Consider the following 19,074-nt stretch of genomic DNA (forward strand, 5'->3'; position numbering starts at 1 on the left):
TCGGGTGTGGTCATGGCCCTTTTCCGGCGACAGTTCGTTGACAGTCGGCGAGGTCGTCGGGCAGAATTCCCGGTTATGACCATAAATATGGTCAAATCTACCAACTTTACGGGGAATGATGACCGCGACCGATGAGCTCACGCAGAACGCGGGGCGCTACGAGCTGAGCCACCTCCGTGCGCTCGAAGCCGAGGCGATCCACATCATCAGGGAGGTGGCCGCCGAGTTCGAGAAGCCGGTGTTGTTGTTCTCCGGAGGCAAGGACTCCATCGTCATGCTGCACCTGGCCATCAAAGCGTTCCGGCCGGGACGGTTGCCGTTCCCGGTCATGCACGTCGACACCGGCCACAACTTCGAAGAAGTGCTGCAGGCGCGCGACGAACTCGTCGCCGAATCCGGGGTGCGGCTCGTGGTCGCCAAGGTGCAGGACGACATCGACGCCGGCCGCGTGGTCGAGACGATCCCGTCGCGCAACCCGATGCAGACGTTCACGCTGCTGCGCGCCATCCGCGAGAACAAGTTCGACGCCGCGTTCGGCGGCGCCCGCCGCGACGAGGAGAAGGCCCGCGCCAAGGAGCGCGTGTTCAGCTTCCGCGACGAGTTCGGTCAGTGGGATCCGAAGAACCAGCGCCCTGAGCTGTGGAACCTGTACAACGGCAGGCACAAGAAAGGGGAGCACATCCGTGCCTTCCCGCTGTCGAACTGGACCGAGTTCGACATCTGGTCCTACATCGGCGCCGAGAAGATCAAACTGCCGTCCATCTATTACGCGCACGAGCGCAAGGTGTTCGAACGCGACGGCATGCTGCTGGCCGTGCACAAGTACCTGCAGCCGCGCAAGGACGAGAAGATCATCGAGAAGACCGTGCGGTTCCGCACCGTCGGCGACGTGACCTGCACCGGCTGCGTGGAGTCCACGGCGGCAACGGTTTCCGAGGTCATCGCCGAGACGGCGATCTCCCGGCTCACCGAGCGCGGCGCGACCCGCGCCGACGACCGCATCTCCGAAGCAGGTATGGAAGACCGTAAGCGCGAGGGGTATTTCTGATATGGGATCGTCTACCACGCTGCTGCGCATCGCGACCGCCGGTTCGGTCGACGACGGCAAGTCCACGCTGATCGGCCGGCTGCTCTATGACTCCAAGGCCGTCATGGAGGATCAGCTCGCCGCCGTCGAGCGTACTTCCAAGGAACGCGGCAACGACTACACCGACCTCGCACTGGTCACCGACGGTCTGCGGGCCGAGCGTGAGCAGGGCATCACGATCGATGTCGCCTACCGCTACTTCGCCACGGCCAAGCGGAAATTCATCATCGCCGACACTCCAGGTCACATCCAGTACACCCGCAACATGGTGACCGGTGTGTCGACCGCACAGCTCGCGATCGTGCTCGTCGACGCGCGCCACGGCCTGCTCGAGCAATCCCGCCGCCACGCGTTCCTCGCATCGCTGCTCGGTATCCAGCACATCGTGCTCGCTGTCAACAAGATGGACCTGATCGATTGGGACAGAGACCAATTCGAGAAGATCCGTGACGACTTCCATGATTTCGCGGCGCGGCTCGACGTTCACGACGTCACGACGATCCCGCTGTCGGCGCTCAACGGTGACAACGTGGTCAGCAAGTCCGACGTCACACCCTGGTACGAGGGGCCGTCGCTGCTGGCGCACCTCGAAGAGGTGTACATTGCCGGCGACCGCAATCTCACCGACGTCCGCTTCCCGGTCCAGTACGTGATCCGGCCGCAGACGCGTGAGCATGCCGACCACCGCAGCTATGCGGGCACCGTCGCCAGCGGCGTCATGCGTCCCGGCGACGAGGTCGTCGTCCTGCCTGCCGGCAAGACGACGCGCATCACCGAGATCGAGGGCCCGAGTGGGCCTGTGCAGGAAGCCTTCCCGCCCATGGCGGTGTCGGTCAGCCTCGCCGACGACATCGACATCTCCCGCGGCGACATGATCGCCCGGCCGAACAATCAGCCCAGGGTGGCGCAGGAATTCGACGCCACTGTGTGCTGGATGGCAGACGGAGACTCTCTCGAACCCGGTCGCGACTACGTCATCAAGCACACCACCAGGACCACCCGCGTCAAGGTGGCCGGCCTCGACTACCGTCTCGACGTCAACACGCTGCACCGCGACAAGACGGCCACCGCCCTCAAACTCAATGAGCTGGGCCGTATCTCGCTGCGCAGCCAGGTCCCGCTGTTGCTCGACGAGTACAGCCGCAACGCGGCGACGGGCTCGTTCATCCTGATCGATCCGAACACCAACGGCACCGTCGCTGCGGGCATGATCCTGCCGCACGTGGCGGGCCGGACGTCCACCCCGAACACGGTGCGCCACGAGTCGCTGTGCAAGCCCGAGGATCGACTCTCGAAGGGCCGGACCGTGTGGTTCACCGGACTGTCCGGCTCGGGCAAGTCCTCGGTTGCGGTGCTGGTCGAGCAGAAGCTGCTCGAAAAGGGCATCCCCGCCTACGTTCTCGACGGAGACAACCTGCGGCACGGCCTCAACGCCGACCTCGGGTTCTCGATGGACGACCGGGCGGAGAACCAGCGGCGGCTGGCGCACGTGGCAGCCATTCTGGCCGACTCCGGTCAGGTGGTGCTGGTCCCTGCGATCAGCCCGCTCACCGAGCACCGGGCATTGGCACGCAAGGTCGCCAACGAGCAGGGGCTCGACTTCTTCGAGGTCTTCTGTGATACGCCGCTGGAGGATTGCGAGCGACGGGACCCGAAGGGGTTGTACGCCAAGGCCCGTGCCGGTGAGATCACGCATTTCACCGGGATCGACAGCCCGTACCAGCGGCCGAAGAACCCCGATCTGCAGCTGACCCCCGATCGCACGCCGGAAGAACACGCCGACTCCGTGATCGAGCTTCTGGAAAGCCGGAGCAAGTGACCGACCACGAACTGGCCGCACGGCTGGCCACCGAGGCGGGGGCGCTGCTGCTCGACATTCGGACCGAACTCGCCGATGCGACCGCGGAAGAGAGAAAAGCCGCAGGGGACAAGCGTTCTCATGACTTCCTGATGGCGGCGCTGGCGGTCGAGCGGCCCGACGATGCGGTCCTGTCGGAAGAGGGGCCGAAAGAAGAGGCCGATCCGGTGCGGTTGTCGGCACGCCGAGTCTGGATCGTGGACCCGCTCGACGGGACGCGTGAGTTCTCGGAGCTGGGCCGGGCGGACTGGGCGGTACACGTGGCACTGTGGGAGTCCGGCGAGCTCGTCGCGGGCGCCGTTGCGCTTCCCGCGCAAGGCATCACGCTCGCCACCCCGACAGTGGCGGCGCCCCCGGCACCGCCCGCCGCACCGCGGGTCGTCGTGTCGCGGACCCGGCCACCGGCGGTCGCGCTGGAGGTCAAGGACGCTCTCGGCGGCACCCTGGTCGAAATGGGTTCCGCCGGAGCTAAAGTCGCGTCCGTCGTGCAGGGGATCTCCGACGCCTACGTCCATGCGGGCGGGCAGTACGAGTGGGACTCCGCCGCGCCGGTCGCGGTGGCGCGGGCGGCCGGCCTGTTCACCTCACGGCTCGACGGCTCCCCGCTGGTCTACAACCAGCGCGACTCGAAGCTGCCCGACCTGATCGTGTGCCGCCCAGAACTGGCTGACGTCATCCTGTCGGTCACGACCCGCTGACACGCACTGTGTCTGCCGGAACGCAATTCCGGCGACAGGCCCCCGGGTAGTCTGACCCGCAGAGTCCGTACCGATCGGGGGATCACATGGTTCGCGTTCTTCATATTGTCGTCGCTGCCTCGGCGGTGGCGCTCACACTCGCCGGCTGCGGCGGTTCGGACAAGTCGGAGACCGCCGAGAGTTCGGCGTCCTCGTCCGCGTCGTCAGCACCGGCGTCGACCACGGCGGCGGCCGCGAGCGACGAGGATCAGATCAGGGACCTCGTGCAAGCCCAGACCGACGCGTTCATGGCGGGCGACTGGGATGGTTTGGCCGAGATGACGTGTGCGCAGTACCGCGACGAGATGCGCGATCCGGCAGCGACGATGGTGCCTCCGATTTCCGAGTTCGGCACCAAAGAGCAAGTGGCAGCATTGGATCCGGTAGATCTGGCCGCGAACCTCAGGAAGAACCTCGGCAGCAACGTGTCGACGGAGACCTCGGACCGGGTGGCCCAGGCGATCATCGCCTACGACGAGCCCGCCTACCAGCAGGCCATGCTCGACGCGATGGTCGAAGCCTCCACGATGACCGTCGACAAGGTCGAGAACATTGTCGTCACCGGCGACACGGCGACCGCCGACGTCACCGTCACGCAGGTGATGGGCGATGATCCGCCCAAAACCTCGACGCAGTCCACCCCATTTGCGCGCGAAGACGGGGTATGGCTGGACTGCTCGACCAATAGCGGGTCCTGACGCGGGTGTGGGCCGCCAGTAGGCTGCGGCGGGTGTCTGATCCTCAAACCCTGCGCGCGCTCGCAGGACTGCCCCTCGCCCCGGTAAGCCTCGCGGACTCCGTCCTGGTGCTGATCGACTGTCAGAACACCTACACGCGTGGGGTGATGGAACTCGACGGTGTCGACCCCGCGCTCGACGAAGCTGCCACGCTCCTCGACAGGGCCCGGACGGTCGGAGCGCCGGTCGTGCACATCCAGCACGACGACGGGCCGGGATCTCTGTACGACATCGAGGGCGAGAGCGGCGCGATCGTCGACCGGGTCGCCCCGCGCAACGGCGAGTCGGTCGTCGTCAAGAACTACCCGAACTCGTTCGTGCAGACCGATCTCGACGACATCCTGAAGTCTTTCGAGGCCTCCAACCTCGTCCTGGCGGGCTTCATGACGCACATGTGCGTGAATTCGACGGCGCGCGGCGCGTTCAACCTCGGCTACGCGCCGACGGTGGTCGCCAGTGCGACGGCGACGCGCACGCTGCCGGGAGTGGGCGGTGATCCGGTGTCCGCGCAGGTACTGCAGGCCGCCAGCCTGGCCGCGGTGGCCGACCTATTCGCCGTCGTGGTCCCGAACGCCACCGACATTCCCGACTGAGCACCGCCGGCGTGGGTCAGTGACTCAAACACACGTCCGACTAGGGTTGCCCCATGCGGATGTCGGCCAAGGCGGAATACGCCGTGCGGGCGATGGTCCAGCTGGCGACCGTGAACGACGGAACGCTCGTCAAGACCGAGGACCTGGCCAAAGCCCAGGGCATCCCGCCGCAGTTCCTCGTCGACATCCTCTCCGACCTGCGTACCGATCGGCTCGTCAAGAGTCACCGTGGTCGCGAGGGTGGCTACGAACTCGCCCGTCCCGCCGCCGACATCAGCGTCGCGGACGTCCTGCGCTGCATCGACGGACCGCTGGCCAGCGTGCGGGACATCGGTCTGGGTGATCTCCCGTATTCCGGGCCGACGGCATCGCTGACCGATGTCTGGCGGGCTCTGCGCGCGAGCATGAGGTCGGTGCTCGAACAGACGAGCCTGGCCGACGTCGCGTCCGGGGAGCTTCCAGACCACGTGCAGGGGATGGCCGACGATTACCGCGGTCAGGAGGAGGCCCGCGGACACTCGATCGGCTAACCGCGCGATAGTGCTCTACTGAAAAGTCTTGTGCGGCAAGGGGGCCGATGTGCGGTCGCGGGTCGGCCCAGTGCTGCGGCGGTAGTCGAGGCTCACATCGCCGATGCTGACGACGAGGAAGTGGCCGAAAGGTTTCGGCCGCGACTGCCGTTCCAGCAAGAAATTGACGTTGATCATGATACGAAGAGCACGGTCTGCACGCGGATCGGAGGCTACGGATGGCCGCGCTGAATCGACGACAGTTCACCTTCGGGTTGGGGGCGTTGGCGGCGGTGCCGCTGCTCGCTTCGTGCGGCGGAGGCGGGCGTGAGGTGCGGCGCGAACGCGTGATCGTGGTCGGCGCCGGGATGGCGGGGCTCAGCGCGGCGCGCCGCCTGGCTGACGCCGGAGTCTCGGTGACGGTTGTGGAGGCGCGTCAGCGCATCGGCGGGCGGACCTGGACGGACGACTCGCTCGGGCTGCCGATCGACCTGGGCGGCGCGTGGATTCACGGCCCGGAGGGCAATCCACTCACCGACCTGGCCGAGCAGGCCGGCGCGCGGACCGTTCCAACAGACTTCGAGGACACCATCGTCCTGCAGGACGGGTCGGTCGTCGGCCCCGCCGCGTTGGACGCGGCGGGCCGAAATTGGGAACGGATCATGGATGCCGTCTACGGGATGACCGCCGACGCCGCCCCCGACGCGACGCTGGCCGACGGACTGGCCGACGCCGGTACGGATTTCACCGATCCGCTGATGCAATGGATCATCGCCGGCGCCATCGGCTCCGAGTACGCGGCCGATCCCGATGAGCTGTCGCTGCGCTGGTTCGGCAGCGAGGGTGAGTTCGGCGGGGGAGACCTGATCCTTCCGGGGGGCTACAAACAGCTCATCGATCATCTCGCGCGCGATCTGACGATGACATTGGGCGCCGAGGTCACCCGCATCGCCTACGACGATTCAGGTGTCACCGTCGAGACCGCCCAGGAGGTGTTCGATGCCGACCGGGTCATCGTCACGGTCCCGCTCGGTGTGCTCAAGGCCGACACGATCGTGTTCGATCCGCCGTTGCCCGACGACAAGCGCCAGGCGATCCAGCGGCTCGGCTTCGGGTTGCTCGACAAGGTGGTGCTGAAATTCGACGAGCCGTTCTGGACCGAGCAGTTCGACATGAACTCGGACATGATCGGGATCGCGGGCAAGGACCAGCCGGTCTCCGATCTCGTCAACGGGCTGCGCTTCACCGACGTGCCGCTGCTGGTCGGTCTTCGCGGGGGCTCGAACGCCCTTGTGCGCGAGAAAGATTCAGACGAGCTGACGGCGAGCCAGGTGGTGGCCGCGCTGCGTGGCCCCGAGCCCACCGGCGTTCTCGTCACACGGTGGGCCGAGGATCCGTACGCACGCGGCTCCTACAGCTTCCTTGCCGTCGGATCGAGCCCCGACGATCAGGAGGCGCTGGCGGCGCCCGTCGGTGATCGCCTCCTGTTCGCGGGCGAGGCGACCAACAGCGAGTACTCGGCCACTGTGCACGGGGCGCACTTGAGCGGGTTGCGGGAAGCCGACCGAATCCTGGGGGCCTAGTCCAGTTCGCTGATTGCGATGCTTCCCGTCTGGGTCCGCGCGGTGATCACTGCTGCCGCGTTCTCGCGGTCGCGGGTCTGCGGAACGGCCACCTCCACGGCGTCGTGGGGCATCTCGGTCATCGCGTCGACGAAGTAGGGCCCGGGCGGCGGCAGTGAAATCGCGATGTCGCCGTGTTCGGTTGTGGCGTGCACTGTTTGGGGCGGCTCGACGAAGTCGACGCTGACTTCGCCGGTGGTGGTGGCGGCGCGGAACGACTCGGTCACCGCGATAGGTTCGCGGGTCGTGACGTCGCCGTGCTCGTTGGTGATGTCGATACGCCGCGCCGACCCGCTGAGGACCACAGCGCCTTCCACCGTCCGCGCCGTCAACTGGTCGATGTCGGCCTGCGCGAACACGACGCCCATCTCCTGCTGGGTGGTCACCGACACCCGTCGTGCCACCTCCGGCGGCAGTACGACGGTGATCTCACCGGCCCTGCCCCAGCGCAGGATTTCGGTGCGCTCGGCGTCGATGGTGACCCGCGCCGAAGTACCGTCTGCGGTGACGGCCAACGGATTCGACCCTGCGCGACGGGAGTTCACCATCCGCATGTCCACGCGGGGCTCGCGGGCCTCGCGGTCGGTGGTGATCCGCACGGCCGCGGGCACCGAACCGGTGTCGACCGTCAGCGTCGTCAGCGTGTTCGGCAGGGCCATCGAATCTTTGACTACGCGGAAACCGCTGATTCCCCACGCAGCACTGCTCAACGAGACGACGACACCGATGGTCAGTACGGCGGCAGCGAGGATCAGCAGGACACGCACGGCGGTGCGGCCGCCGGGGGTCAGCGGCGGGGGCGGTGACGACGGTGCGGGGGCGGGTGGAAGCGTGGTGGTCACGGGAGTCCTTTCAGCACTTCAGGATTCGAGGTAGCGCAGCACCGCGAGCACACGGCGGTTCTCGGAGTCGTCGGGCGCGAGGTTGAGCTTGGTGAAGATGGACGCGATGTGCTTCTCGGCCGAACCGACCGACATGTGCAGGCCCGCGGCGATGGCGGAGTTCGTCTTGCCCTCGGCCATCAACTGCAGCACCTCGGTCTCGCGGGGCGTCAACGCATCGAGCACATTGCGCCGGTGGGAGCGCACCAGGATCTGCGACACCACCTCCGGATCGAGGACGGTGCCACCGGTGCCGACCACCTCGACGGCGTCGAGGAAGGCGGGCACGTCGGCGACCCGGTCCTTGAGGAGGTAGCCGAATCCTCGTGTGTCCGAAGCGATCAGATCAGCCGCGTAGCGCTCTTCGACATAGTGGGAGAGCACCAGTACCGGGGATTCCGGGTTCTGGCTGCGCAGTAGCGCCGCCGCCCTGATGCCCTCGTCGGTGAACGTCGGCGGCATCCGGACATCGAGGATCGCCAGGTCGGGCTTCGTGTCGTTGACCAAGCGCAGCAGGTTCGTCGCGTCGGGCACTCCGGCGATCATCTCGTGGCCGGCGTCAGTCAGGATCCGCTCGATGCCGGCCCGCAGCAGTGCCGAGTCCTCGGCGATCACTATGCGCATGGCAGCACCGCGGTGATCACTGTCGGGCCGGTGACCGGGCTCGACACCGTGAAGGTTCCACGAGCGGCTCGCACTCGCTCGTCGAGCCCGCGCAGACCGGTCGCGTCGGTGATTCCGTCCTCTTCCACGACCCGCGCACCGCCGTGCCCGTCGTCGAACACCGTGACATGCAACTGGTTTTCGGCCTCGTCGAGGCGCACGGTGACCGCCGCCTGGGATGCGCCGGCATGGCGGCTGACATTCGTCAACGCCTCGGCGACGACGAAGTAGGCGCACGCCTCGACTTCGTCGGGCAGTCGGCGCGGCAGATGCACGCTCAGCGTCGTCGGAACCCCCGAGTTGGCGGCACGCTGCACCACCGATGACAGCGCGGCGTCGAGTCCGCGGTCGGACAGGATGGTGGGGGCGATCCCGCGCACGACGTTGCGGAGTTCGACCAGCGCGCTCTTGGCGTCGTCGTGGGCCTCGGAGATCAGGGCCTTGGCCGCAGGCAGATCGGTGTCGAGCTTGGTCTGCGCCAGCCCGATCGTCATCGCCAGTGACACGAGCCGCGGTTGCACGCTGTCGTGAAGATCGCGTTCGATGCGGTGCCGCTCGGTCTGCGCTGACGTCACTGCTCCTTCGCGTGCGTCGGCGAGCACACTGACCTCGTGTTGCAGTGCTGCGGTCGGGGACGCGGGCAGCAGCCACCGGTCGATCGTCGCGTCCAGTACGGGGGCGAAGATCACGAGGGCGACGGCGGCGGCGACCGCCACGACCGCCAGCACGAACGCCAGCGGGGTCGGCAGGAACGACAGACCGGCCTCGGGATCGCTGTGGCCGATCGCGATCGCCGCGGCGGGCGCCAAGAACGCAAAGACCAGCAGCGCCAGCGCGATGGCGGTCACCGACGCGTCGTAGAGCATCCGCAGGTAGTGATGGGCGACCGCTTTCCAGAACCGGGCACTGCTCACGTCCAGCCACAGCTGGTGCGCCCACCGCTGGAACCCCGTGTAGTGCGAGAGACGGCGCGGCGGTATGCCGATCCCGAGAGCGAAAACAGCCTCGCTGCGCACCCGCTCGACGTAATCGACACCCCGCATCAGGTAGATGAAGACGACCGCGGCCACCGCGAATCCGATGACGCTGGGAATCGACGAAATGCCGATCACCAAGATGGCCAACGGAATCCAGAACCACACCGTCGCCAGTGCCCCGCCGACGAGCAGGGATGCACTTGCCGCGAGGCTGAGCGTCCGGGTGCGCGGCGGTTCGGTCGGGCCGGCCTGATCGGGCACGTCCACCGGGGCGGTGTCGGCGACGGCGTCAGGTTCGGTGACGGCGTCTGTGTCGGTTACTGAGGACATGACTCCAACCTATGGACCCACACGCTGCAGCGACACAACGTTTTCCCGAGAATCCCGCGGGGGATAACCACCCCCCTTACCCGCGCTGGCCATACTGAGCACCATGACCGCCGACATGACCGGTGAACGACCCACCGTTCTCGGGTATCTCGGACCGAACTGGTTCTCGTCGGTCATGGGCACGGGCATCGTCGCGAATGCCGGCGCGACACTTCCGGTGCACGTCCCCGGGCTGCGGACGTTCGCACTCGTGGTCTGGGTGATCTCGGCGTTGTGGCTCGTGGTGCTGGGCCTGGCGATGTTCGCCCACTGGCTGCGCAACCCGACCATCGCCCGCAGCCACCACCGCAACCCGACGATGGGCCACTTCTACGGCGCGGCGCCGATGGCGCTGCTGACGGTGGCCTCGGGCGCGCTGATCGTCGGCAAGGACCTGATCGGCGCGCGGTGGGCGATCGACCTGGCGTGGGTGCTGTGGACCGCGGGCACCCTCGGCGGTCTGTTCACGGCGATGAGCATCCCGTATCTGATGTTCACCCAGTACCGCGTCGAACCCGACGCCGCGTTCGGCGGGTGGCTCATGCCCGTCGTGCCGCCGATGGTGTCGGCCGCGACCGGCAGCCTGCTCATCCCGCACATGCCCGACGGACCGGGTCGCGCCACGATGCTCTACGGCTGCTATGCGATGTTCGGCCTGTCCCTGGTGGCATCGCTGATCATCATCACGATGGTCTGGAGTCGCCTCGCGCACTTCGGCACATCGGGCACCGCACGTGTCCCCACGCTGTGGATCGTCCTCGGTCCACTCGGCCAATCCATCACCGTCGCAGGGCTTCTCGGCACCGACGCGGCGCTGGCTGTCGACGACAAGCTCGCCGACGGGATGAGCGTGTTCGCGGTGCTCTACGGCGTGCCGGTGTGGGGGTTCGCCGTGTTGTGGATCGCGCTGGCGACCGCGCTGACCGTGCGCACAGTGCGGCGCGGCATGCCTTTTGCGTTGACCTGGTGGAGTTTGACGTTCCCCGTCGGCACCTTCGTCACCGGCACCACCCAGCTGGCGGTGCACACCTCGCTGCCGGCGTTCCGCTACGCGGCCGCCATCGCCTATGTCGGGCTGCTCTCGACCTGGCTTCTGGTGGCTGTGCGCACCTTCCGGGTCGGCATGCGGCGCGGTCTCTTCACGCCACCTGGCACCGACCCCATCCGGGCGCACAAGGACCCGCCGGCGTCGGGCCCGTGACGTGACGTGTCAGAATCCGCCGCGGACGCGAGGAGCACAATGACACAAATGCGTATCGGGATGACGATGCCGGTGATGGAGCCCGATCTCGACAGGGCCATGCTGAAGTCGTGGGCACAGCTCGTCGACGAAGGCCCGTTCTCGTCGCTGTGCTGGGGCGAGCGGATCGCATTCGACAACCCCGAGAGCCTGACGTTGCTGGGCGCGCTCGGGGCGTGGACGGAACGGGTGCGGCTCGTGACGACGGTCGTCATCCCGCAGTTGCACGATCCCGTGATGCTGGCCAAGCAACTGGCGACCGGCGACATGCTCTGCGGCGGACGGTTGACTGTCGGCATCGGCGTGGGCGGGCGCCACGAGGACTACCTGGCCGTCGGTGCCGACCCTGCCACGCAGACGATGCGTCAGATGGCTGACCGGGTGGCCGTCATGAAGCGGGTGTGGGCGGGGGAGAAGGTCACCGACTCGACGCTTCCCGTGGGGCCGCCTCCCGTGCAGGAGGGCGGACCCGAACTGCAGGTCGGTACGTTGGGGCCGAAGACGATTCGCAGCGCAGCCGGTTGGGCGAGCGGGGTCGCGGGGACGACGCTCGACCTCGCCGTGGACAAGCAGAACGAGCTATTCGACGTGGCCCGCGACGCCTGGCGGCAGGCGGGCAAGCCTGCGCCGCATCTGGCCACGTCGTTCTGGTTCGCGCTCGGCGACGGCGACGCACCGCGCGCCCAGGTGCACCGTCACCTGCGTCGGTACATGAACTGGATTCCGTCGGAGTTCGTGGACGCGATGGCGCCGACCACGGGATTCGCCGGCACTGTCGATGACCTGCGTGACGTGTTGCACCGATTCGCCGATATCGGCACCGACGAGGTCCACCTGATCCCGACGAGCTCGGACATCGATCAGGTGCGTCAGGCGGCCGAGGTGGTTGCCGATCTCGCCTGAGGCCGGGCAAGCTCGTGCCATGGACAGCAGCGCCTTGCCGCCGATCGTCTCCCGTGCTGAATGGGAACGGGCCCGCGCCGACCTGCTCGTCCAGGAGAAGCAGCTCTTCCGGCTGAAAGACAAAGTCAGCGCGCAGCGCCGCAGGCTCCCGATGGTCGAGATCCACGCGGCCTACGAGTTCGACACCGAGGCGGGTCCGCTGACATTGCCGGAGCTTTTCGACGGCCGCAAGCAGCTGATCCTGCAGCACTTCATGTTCGGATCTGATTGGGACGAAGGATGTTCGGGCTGTTCGATGATGGCCGACCACATCGGTCCCCTGTCGCATCTCCATGCCAAAGACACGTCACTGGTGCTGGTGTCTCGCGCGCCGGTCGGCAAGCTCGTCGCCTTCAAGGACCGCATGGGCTGGGATCTGCCGTGGGTGTCGTCGGGACGCTCGACGTTCAACGAAGACTTCGGTGTGACCGTGAACGGCGAAGAGCGACATGCGATCAGCGTGTTCCTGCGCGACGGCGACCGCGTGTTCCACACGTGGCAGACGTTCGACCGCGGAGAGGAGCCGTTCATGCTCGTCTTCGACCTGCTGGATCTCACCCCGTACGGGCGGCAGGAAGATTGGGAAGATTCCCCGGCCGGCTGGCCGCAGCGGCCTCCGTACGAGTGGTTCCGGTTGAAGGACGCGTATTGAGGGGACTGGTCCCTATCTGACCCACTTCCAGGGCTTGTCCCAATGCCCGGGCGGAACACCGACCCACTGGCCGATATGGCCCGGCGGTACGTTGACGATCTGGCCGACGTGCCCCGGGGGTGGCGGCGCCGGCCACCAGTGCGGGTCGGCCGCGGCCTGACCGGCACCGGCCAGCATGCCGACGCCCAAACCGCCGGCGGCTACCGCGGCCCATACATACTTCTTCGCCTGCATCGTGCACTCCTTGCCTGTTTGGATGCTCGTTTCAGGGTCTTCTTCCGTTATATCGCGGCCGGTTTCGGACCCGTTAGCGGCTGACGTCCGCGTAAGCGGTTTGGTACCAGAGTCTGACGCGGGCGACAAAAATCGACAACGCGTCAGCAAATGAGTCAGGAAGCCACTCCGCAAACTCCCTCAGATCCGACGTTGTTTAGCTCAGCATTGTTCTTGCTGATCGCGCCAATAAATTTTGGAGATTTGATCTTGGAATGTTCGGGGTAGTCAGCACGGCACACGACGCAGACCAAAACATGACGGTCCACAGCAACGTCCAGTTCGTGCAGAAAGCGAGATGCAGATGAGCGCACAAGGTCTGAGCCCCGAAGAGTTGATGGCAGAAAGTGCGATCGCACTGCCGGACAAAGAAGTGGTGTCGATCCTTGATCTCAACGCGGATGTGGACGTGGCCCTCGATGCCGCGTCACCCATCGACCTGGCCGCTGCGGCGAATCTCAACGTGGCTGCTCCGATCGACGCCGCCGCCGGCGCCAATGTCCTGACGTATGGCTCGGGTAGCCAGGCCACTGTCGATCAGGGAACGTCGATCGAGCAGATGTTGGACGCCGATGCGTATGCGACCTCCACGCAGGCCAGTGGCATCGACCAGGGCGGCATGGATACCGATGACGACGCGGCACCTGCCGACGACACTGTCACCGACGGTGACGGAACGTCGGACGGAACCGACGTGACCGACACGTCGGTCGACACCAGTGCCGGCGGTCTCTTGGACGGCAACCTGCTCAACGTCAACGTCAACGTGGACCTCGACGCCGACCTCGCGGCACCCATCAGCGGTGCTGTTGCGGCCAACGCCAACGTCGCCGCTCCGATCAACGCCGGCGTGTCCGCGAATATCGGCTCGATCGACTCTGATGCCATCTCGGTGGCCGAACAGGACGCGATCATCAAGCAGACCGTGATCGGCGAAGCTGTGGCCGAAGCCGATCAGGACTCCTCGATCTCACAGGGTGACGGAGGCTCTGATGGCGGCACGGACACAGCTGCGGATTCCGGCTCTTCCGATTCCGGCAGCGACAGCTCTGCTGGCTGAGTTGCCCGACCGGCCTGGGGAACACGCGTGACCACCATGGGCGCCGAGCCCGCACAGGCGGTGCTCCGGCGCGCCGACGGGGTGGAACTGATCGGCGAGATGGTGGGGTCCGGTTATCGGACCCCACCATCGCTGGCCCGTCGCAGCGACGGGCAGACCGTGCAGTTGACTCCGCTGCTGTATGCGGTGCTGCGCGAGATCGACGGCGAAAAGAATGTGGCGGAGGTGGCCGTTGCGGTGTCGGAGTCGACCGGTCGAACGATCAACGAGGACAACGTTTCTCACCTCGTCGACGAAAAGCTCCGGCCACTCGGCCTGCTGACGCTCACCGACGGTAGCCAGCCGACGGTGCGCAAACGGGATCCGCTGCTGGGCCTGAGATTTCGATATGCCGTCACCGACCCCGGCCGCACCAACGCGCTGACGGATCCGTTCCGCTTCCTGTTCCGGCCGTGGGTCACCCTTCCCGCACTCGCCGCGTTCGCCGCGGTCTGCTGGTGGGTGTTCTTCGAGAAAGGTCTGGCATCAGCGACGCACGACGCGTTCGAACGTCCCGGACTGCTGATCATGGTCTTCGTGGTCACGATCCTGTCCGCAGGCTTCCACGAATTCGGGCACGCGGCAGCCGCCCGCTACGGCGGCGCCACTCCCGGTGTCATGGGCTTCGGCGTCTATCTCGTCTGGCCGGCTTTCTACACCGATGTCACCGACTCCTATCGCCTGGGCCGATGGGGCCGGATTCGAACTGACTTGGGCGGCCTGTATTTCAACTCGCTCGTCGCCATCGCGATCACCGGGTTGTGGTTGTGGATCGGATACGACGCGCTGCTTCTGGTCGTGGCCACGCAGATCCTCCAGATGCTGCGACAGCTCGCGCCGTTGGTGCGGTTCGACGGCTATCACGTGCTCGCCGATCTCACCGGAGTGCCCGACCTGTACTCCCGCATCAAGCCGACACTACTGGGTGCCCTGCCGTGGCGGTGGGGTGATCCGAACGCCCGGTTGCTGAAACCGTGGGCACGAATTGTCGTGACACTGTGGGTGATTCTGGTGGTGCCGATGCTTCTCTCCACGGTGGCGATCGCCGTGTGGGCGCTGCCCAGAGTCCTTGGCAGCGCGTGGGCCGGCCTGCAGAAGCAGCAGGACGTCCTCTCGGCGGCGTGGGGCGACGGCGACATCATCCAGATCGTCGCCCGCGTGCTGGCGATGATCGCCATCGTCATCCCGGTCGCAGGCGTCCTCTACATGCTGGGCCGGCTCGTGCGCCGCACCACGGCGGGGGTGTGGAAGTCGACGGCGGAAAAACCGCTGATGCGGATGGTCGCCGTCGCCGCGGGCATGGCCATCGGGTGTGGCGTGGCCTATGCGTGGTGGCCAGGGGAGGCCAACTACCGGCCGATCCAGCCGTGGGAGCGCGGCACGATCGGCGATATCGTCTACGCATTGGACGTCGGTCGCCTGTCCAATCCCGCTGGCGGAAAGGGAGATCCGCGTCCGCTGTCGTCGTCTCGCACCCTCGTCAACGGTCAGCAGGGCGTGATGCAGGCGGTGTGGGACACCAGTTCCGCGATGCCGACGAAACAGTCTCCTCAGCTCGCGCTGGTTCTCACCCCCCGATCCGGACCCGAAATGCGAGGAGGAAGCGGCGGAGGATCGGCGACCTCGGTGCCGCGCAAGGGCTGGGTCTTCCCCGTGGACAAGCCGCTGGCCCCCGAGCCCGGTGATGTCCAGGCGCTCGCGATCAACACCATCAATGGCAGCACCGAATACGAAGCCGCCTTCGCCATGGTGTGGGTGACCGACGAGTCCGACGCGATGAACGTAAACGAGGCGCAGGCCTACGCATCCTGCAACTCATGTGCCGCAGTGGCCGTCGCCTACCAGGTGGTCTTCGTCGTCGACGGTGATGACAGCGACGACAATGTGGCGGCGCCGCAGAACCTGGCCGGCGCGCTGAACTACGAATGCGTGAACTGTCTGACCTACGCCCTGGCACGCCAGGTGTTCATCACGCTCGACGAGCCGCTGTCAGAGGACGCCATGAAGCAGCTCGACGGGGTGTGGGCGCAGATGGCGACGTTCGAGCGTGAAATCGAGTACGGCAAGTACCGTCCCGAGGACATCGAAGCGCGGCTGGGGGAGTACACCGAACAAATCCTCGCCATCGTCGCTGCCGAGCAGCCCGACGTCGTTGCGGCGCATACGGAATCCTCGACCGCACCGACGACCACGACCAGCGGCGCGCCGACCACGACCGCGCCGACGGCCACGACCAGCGTGGTACCTACGACGTCCGCGACGTCGAGCGCACCCACCACCAGTGCGGGGACGGAATCCAGTGCCCCGACGACGTCGGCCGAGAGCTCTGTCGTCGCCGAGCCGCCGACTACTGACACTCCGGCAACGACTGCGCCCGAGCCGACGACGACTGGTGATTCCGAAACCTCGACCGACACGACAGCGACGAACACCGCGGACGTCGCCGCGTCAGACGGAGACGCTGCTTCGACGGGGTCGGCCGAGTCGCCTTAGGCAACGCCCTTTAAACGGATACGACCTCGTAGTCGCCCATGGCGCCGACCAGCACGTGCAACTGGTCCGTCGCCGACCCGAGAGTGTGGTCGATGGCCGTGAGCCGCGCCGCGTAGTGGCTGATCGGGTGTTCGGCCGTCACGCCGATACCACCGTGCAGCTGGATGGACTCCTGCGCGATGTGGCGGCCGGAACGGCCGATCTGAAGCTTCGCCCTGGCCGCGATGGTCTCATCCAGATTTCCGTCGGCCACCGACATCGCCGCGTACAGCACCATGCTGCGGGCGAGCTCAAGGGACACATACATGTCGGCGGCGCGCTGGGTGAGCGTCTGGAACTTGCTCAGCGTGACTCCGAATTGCTTGCGCTGCGTGAGGTATTCCGATGTCAGGCGCAACGATTCCTCCATCGCGCCGAGTGCTTCTGCGCTCAGGCCCGACGAAATCCGCACCAGGGCGCGGGAAATTGCCTCGGATGCGTCGCCGCCTTCACCCAGCGGTTCGGCTGCGACGTTGTCGAATTCGATCTGGGCGCCGCGCTGACCGTCGAACGTGCGGTACGTCGTGCGTCGCGCCGCGGCCGCATCGACGACGAACAGGCCCGTCCCGCCGTCGGGCAGCGTCGCGCTGACGACGAGCGTGTCGGCGCAGTCGCCGGCCAGCACGGGGTTCTTCGATCCGCTGATCGACCACGAATCTCCATCGCGGACAGCGCTTGTCGTCACCGTAACCGTCGGTCCACGCATGCCCGGCTCGAGGTGTGCGAAGGCGAGCAGGCGTTCACCGGCGGCCACGTCGTCCAGCAGGGCGCGCTGCTGTTCGTTGCCGACCTCGGCGATCAGGGCGCCGGGCCCGAGCGCGGCGTGCAGCACCGGTTCCGGGGCGAGCCGCCGCCCGACCTCGGTCAGCACCACCTGGACCTCGATCTGGCCGCCGGCGTCCTCGTCGAACCCGAGGCCGAGCACGCCGACCTCGGCGAGCTGCTGCCAGACGTCGCGGCTCCAGCCCAGATCGGTGTCGATCGTCTTGAGCCGGGTCTCCGCGTCGTACTTGCGGGACAGCATGTCGCGGGTGGTGTCGCGGAGCAGGACCTGCTCTTCGCTCAGTTGAAAGTCCATGTGTTTGGCCCTATCTCACAGTCCGAGGATGGTCGACGCGATGATGGTGCGCTGCACCTCGTTGCTGCCGCCGTAGATCGACGTCTTGCGGTAGTTGAGGTAACGCGCCGCGCTGTGCTGCGCCCACTCCGCCGAGGAGATGCCTTCGCCGTCGAACGGCAGCGCATCGACGCCGGCGACCTCCACCAGGAGTTCCGTTGCGACCTGCTGCAGCTGGCTGCCGCGCAGCTTCAACACCGAGGACGCGGGGTTGGGCATGCCGCCCTTGGAGCCCGAGGCGACCCGCATCTGCGTCAGTTCCAGTGCGAGGATGTCGTTTTCGAGCTCGGCCAGCCGCGCGGCGAACAGCGGGTCGTCGATCAGGCCGCTGGCCTGCGCGCGCTCCTTGACCTCGGAGATCCGCAGCTTCGTCCGACCGACCTGGGCGATGCCGTTGCGTTCGTTGCCGAGAAGGAATTTGGCGTATCCCCAGCCCTGGTTTTCCTCGCCGACGAGCTGGTCGGCGGGCACCCGGACGTCCTCGAAGAACACTTCGTTGACCTCGTAGCTGCCGTCGATCAGCTTGATCGGCCGCAGCGTGATGCCGGGGGTATTCATGTCGATGAGCAGGAACGAGATGCCGGCCTGCTTCTTCGGTGCGTTCGGATCGGTGCGGACGAGGCAGAAGATCCAATCGGCGTACTGGCCGAGTGTCGTCCAAGTCTTCTGGCCGTTGACGACGTAGCTGTCGCCGTCGCGCAGCGCCGTCGTGCGCAGCGACGCAAGGTCGGAGCCGGCCTCAGGTTCGGAGAAGCCCTGGCACCACCAGATGTCGACCGCGGCGGTGGGCGGCAGGAAGCGTTCCTTGATCTCCTGGGAGCCGAACTCGGCGATCACCGGCCCGACCATGTTGGCGTTGAACGTCAACGGCTCCGGGACGCTCGCCAGCTGCATCTCGTCGAGCCAGATCTGTTGTTGGACCGGGGTCCAGTCCTTACCGCCCCACTCGACGGGCCAGTTGGGGACCATCAAGCCGTGGTCGTTGAGGATCTTGTTCGCGGTGACGATGTCGTCGCGGTTGGCTTCTGACCCGGTGCGGGTGCGCTCCCGGATGTCGGCAGGGATCTTGGTCCGGTAGAAATCGCGAAGCTCGTCGCGGAACTCGGCTTCCTCGGGCGTGAGCGCCAGCTGCATGTGCGGACTCCTGGTTCGTCGGCGTACCAACCGCCAGACTAACCGTTTGGTT

At 66.6% G+C, this 19,074-nt stretch carries 19 protein-coding genes; 12 read left to right on the forward strand and 7 right to left on the reverse strand.

Annotated features, from left to right (window positions below; genetic code table 11):
- Positions 1 to 118: 118 nt before the first annotated feature.
- From cysD to P9A17_RS17005, 6 genes are all read left to right on the forward strand, one after another.
- A complete protein-coding gene (gene cysD / locus P9A17_RS16980; protein WP_278039895.1) occupies positions 119 to 1,048 on the forward strand; it encodes a sulfate adenylyltransferase subunit CysD in 930 nt (309 codons plus the stop codon).
- 1 nt (position 1,049) lies between these two features.
- Entirely contained in the window at positions 1,050 to 2,906 is a 1,857-nt protein-coding gene (gene cysC, locus P9A17_RS16985) for an adenylyl-sulfate kinase (RefSeq protein WP_278039786.1), read from the forward strand.
- Complete coding sequence (locus P9A17_RS16990; RefSeq protein WP_278039787.1) at positions 2,903 to 3,643, forward strand: 3'(2'),5'-bisphosphate nucleotidase CysQ; 741 nt, start codon at positions 2,903 to 2,905, stop codon at positions 3,641 to 3,643. The genes cysC and P9A17_RS16990 overlap by 4 nt, the downstream gene beginning before the upstream one ends.
- An 86-nt stretch (positions 3,644 to 3,729) precedes the next feature.
- Positions 3,730 to 4,380, forward strand: coding sequence for a hypothetical protein (locus P9A17_RS16995; protein ID WP_278039788.1), 651 nt, complete (start codon positions 3,730 to 3,732; stop codon positions 4,378 to 4,380).
- A 32-nt stretch (positions 4,381 to 4,412) separates the two neighbouring features.
- Positions 4,413 to 5,012: a cysteine hydrolase family protein gene (locus P9A17_RS17000; protein ID WP_278039789.1), complete on the forward strand. Its 600-nt coding sequence runs from the start codon at positions 4,413 to 4,415 to the stop codon at positions 5,010 to 5,012.
- Between the two features lie 53 nt (positions 5,013 to 5,065).
- The gene (locus tag P9A17_RS17005; protein WP_278039790.1) at positions 5,066 to 5,542 is read left to right on the forward strand and encodes an RrF2 family transcriptional regulator; all 477 of its coding nucleotides are present in this window, start codon (positions 5,066 to 5,068) and stop codon (positions 5,540 to 5,542) included.
- 15 nt (positions 5,543 to 5,557) lie between these two features.
- Here P9A17_RS17005 and P9A17_RS17010 read toward each other — a convergent pair whose 3' ends face one another.
- Positions 5,558 to 5,719 carry a hypothetical protein gene (locus P9A17_RS17010; RefSeq protein WP_278039791.1) on the reverse strand — a complete coding sequence of 54 codons (162 nt, stop codon included), beginning with the start codon at positions 5,717 to 5,719 and terminating at the stop codon, positions 5,558 to 5,560.
- A 41-nt stretch (positions 5,720 to 5,760) separates the two neighbouring features.
- Between P9A17_RS17010 and P9A17_RS17015 the strand changes: the two genes are divergently transcribed.
- Positions 5,761 to 7,104: an FAD-dependent oxidoreductase gene (locus P9A17_RS17015; protein ID WP_278039792.1), complete on the forward strand. Its 1,344-nt coding sequence runs from the start codon at positions 5,761 to 5,763 to the stop codon at positions 7,102 to 7,104.
- On the opposite strand, the gene P9A17_RS17020 is transcribed toward P9A17_RS17015, so the two are convergent.
- The 3 genes from P9A17_RS17020 to P9A17_RS17030 are packed head-to-tail and all read right to left on the reverse strand — an operon-like array spanning position 7,101 to position 9,994.
- Entirely contained in the window at positions 7,101 to 7,985 is an 885-nt protein-coding gene (locus P9A17_RS17020; RefSeq protein ID WP_278039793.1) for a hypothetical protein, read from the reverse strand. The genes P9A17_RS17015 and P9A17_RS17020 overlap by 4 nt on opposite strands.
- Positions 7,986 to 8,003: 18 nt before the next feature.
- Positions 8,004 to 8,648, reverse strand: a complete 645-nt coding sequence (locus tag P9A17_RS17025) for a response regulator transcription factor (RefSeq protein WP_278039794.1) — start codon at positions 8,646 to 8,648, stop codon at positions 8,004 to 8,006.
- On the reverse strand, positions 8,639 to 9,994 hold the full coding sequence (locus P9A17_RS17030) for a histidine kinase (RefSeq protein WP_278039795.1): 1,356 nt from the start codon (positions 9,992 to 9,994) through the stop codon (positions 8,639 to 8,641). Before P9A17_RS17030 ends, P9A17_RS17025 begins: the two co-directional genes overlap by 10 nt.
- Positions 9,995 to 10,109: 115 nt before the next feature.
- On the opposite strand from P9A17_RS17030, the gene P9A17_RS17035 reads away from it, so the two are divergent.
- Genes P9A17_RS17035 through P9A17_RS17045 form a run of 3 tightly spaced genes read left to right on the forward strand, consistent with a single transcriptional unit; the run spans position 10,110 to position 12,867 of the window.
- Positions 10,110 to 11,234, forward strand: coding sequence for a TDT family transporter (locus tag P9A17_RS17035; protein WP_278039896.1), 1,125 nt, complete (start codon positions 10,110 to 10,112; stop codon positions 11,232 to 11,234).
- Positions 11,235 to 11,294: 60 nt separating this feature from the next.
- Complete coding sequence (locus tag P9A17_RS17040; protein WP_278039897.1) at positions 11,295 to 12,176, forward strand: LLM class flavin-dependent oxidoreductase; 882 nt, start codon at positions 11,295 to 11,297, stop codon at positions 12,174 to 12,176.
- Between the two features lie 19 nt (positions 12,177 to 12,195).
- Entirely contained in the window at positions 12,196 to 12,867 is a 672-nt protein-coding gene (locus P9A17_RS17045; protein WP_278039796.1) for a DUF899 domain-containing protein, read from the forward strand.
- Between the two features lie 12 nt (positions 12,868 to 12,879).
- On the opposite strand, the gene P9A17_RS17050 is transcribed toward P9A17_RS17045, so the two are convergent.
- A complete protein-coding gene (locus tag P9A17_RS17050; RefSeq protein ID WP_278039797.1) occupies positions 12,880 to 13,101 on the reverse strand; it encodes a hypothetical protein in 222 nt (73 codons plus the stop codon).
- Between the two features lie 343 nt (positions 13,102 to 13,444).
- Here P9A17_RS17050 and P9A17_RS17055 point away from each other — a divergent pair, with 343 nt between their 5' ends.
- Positions 13,445 to 14,200, forward strand: a complete 756-nt coding sequence (locus P9A17_RS17055; protein WP_278039798.1) for a peptidoglycan-binding protein — start codon at positions 13,445 to 13,447, stop codon at positions 14,198 to 14,200.
- Between the two features lie 36 nt (positions 14,201 to 14,236).
- Positions 14,237 to 16,732 (forward strand): hypothetical protein, encoded by a 2,496-nt coding sequence (locus P9A17_RS17060; protein WP_278039898.1) that lies wholly within the window; start codon positions 14,237 to 14,239, stop codon positions 16,730 to 16,732.
- A 10-nt stretch (positions 16,733 to 16,742) separates the two neighbouring features.
- Here P9A17_RS17060 and P9A17_RS17065 read toward each other — a convergent pair whose 3' ends face one another.
- Positions 16,743 to 17,849 carry an acyl-CoA dehydrogenase family protein gene (locus P9A17_RS17065; protein ID WP_278039799.1) on the reverse strand — a complete coding sequence of 369 codons (1,107 nt, stop codon included), beginning with the start codon at positions 17,847 to 17,849 and terminating at the stop codon, positions 16,743 to 16,745.
- Between the two features lie 15 nt (positions 17,850 to 17,864).
- Entirely contained in the window at positions 17,865 to 19,022 is a 1,158-nt protein-coding gene (locus tag P9A17_RS17070; protein ID WP_278039800.1) for an acyl-CoA dehydrogenase family protein, read from the reverse strand.
- Positions 19,023 to 19,074 lie beyond the last annotated feature (52 nt).

It is taken from the genome of Mycobacterium sp. 236(2023), from assembly GCF_029623955.1.
Lineage (GTDB): Bacteria > Actinomycetota > Actinomycetes > Mycobacteriales > Mycobacteriaceae > Mycobacterium.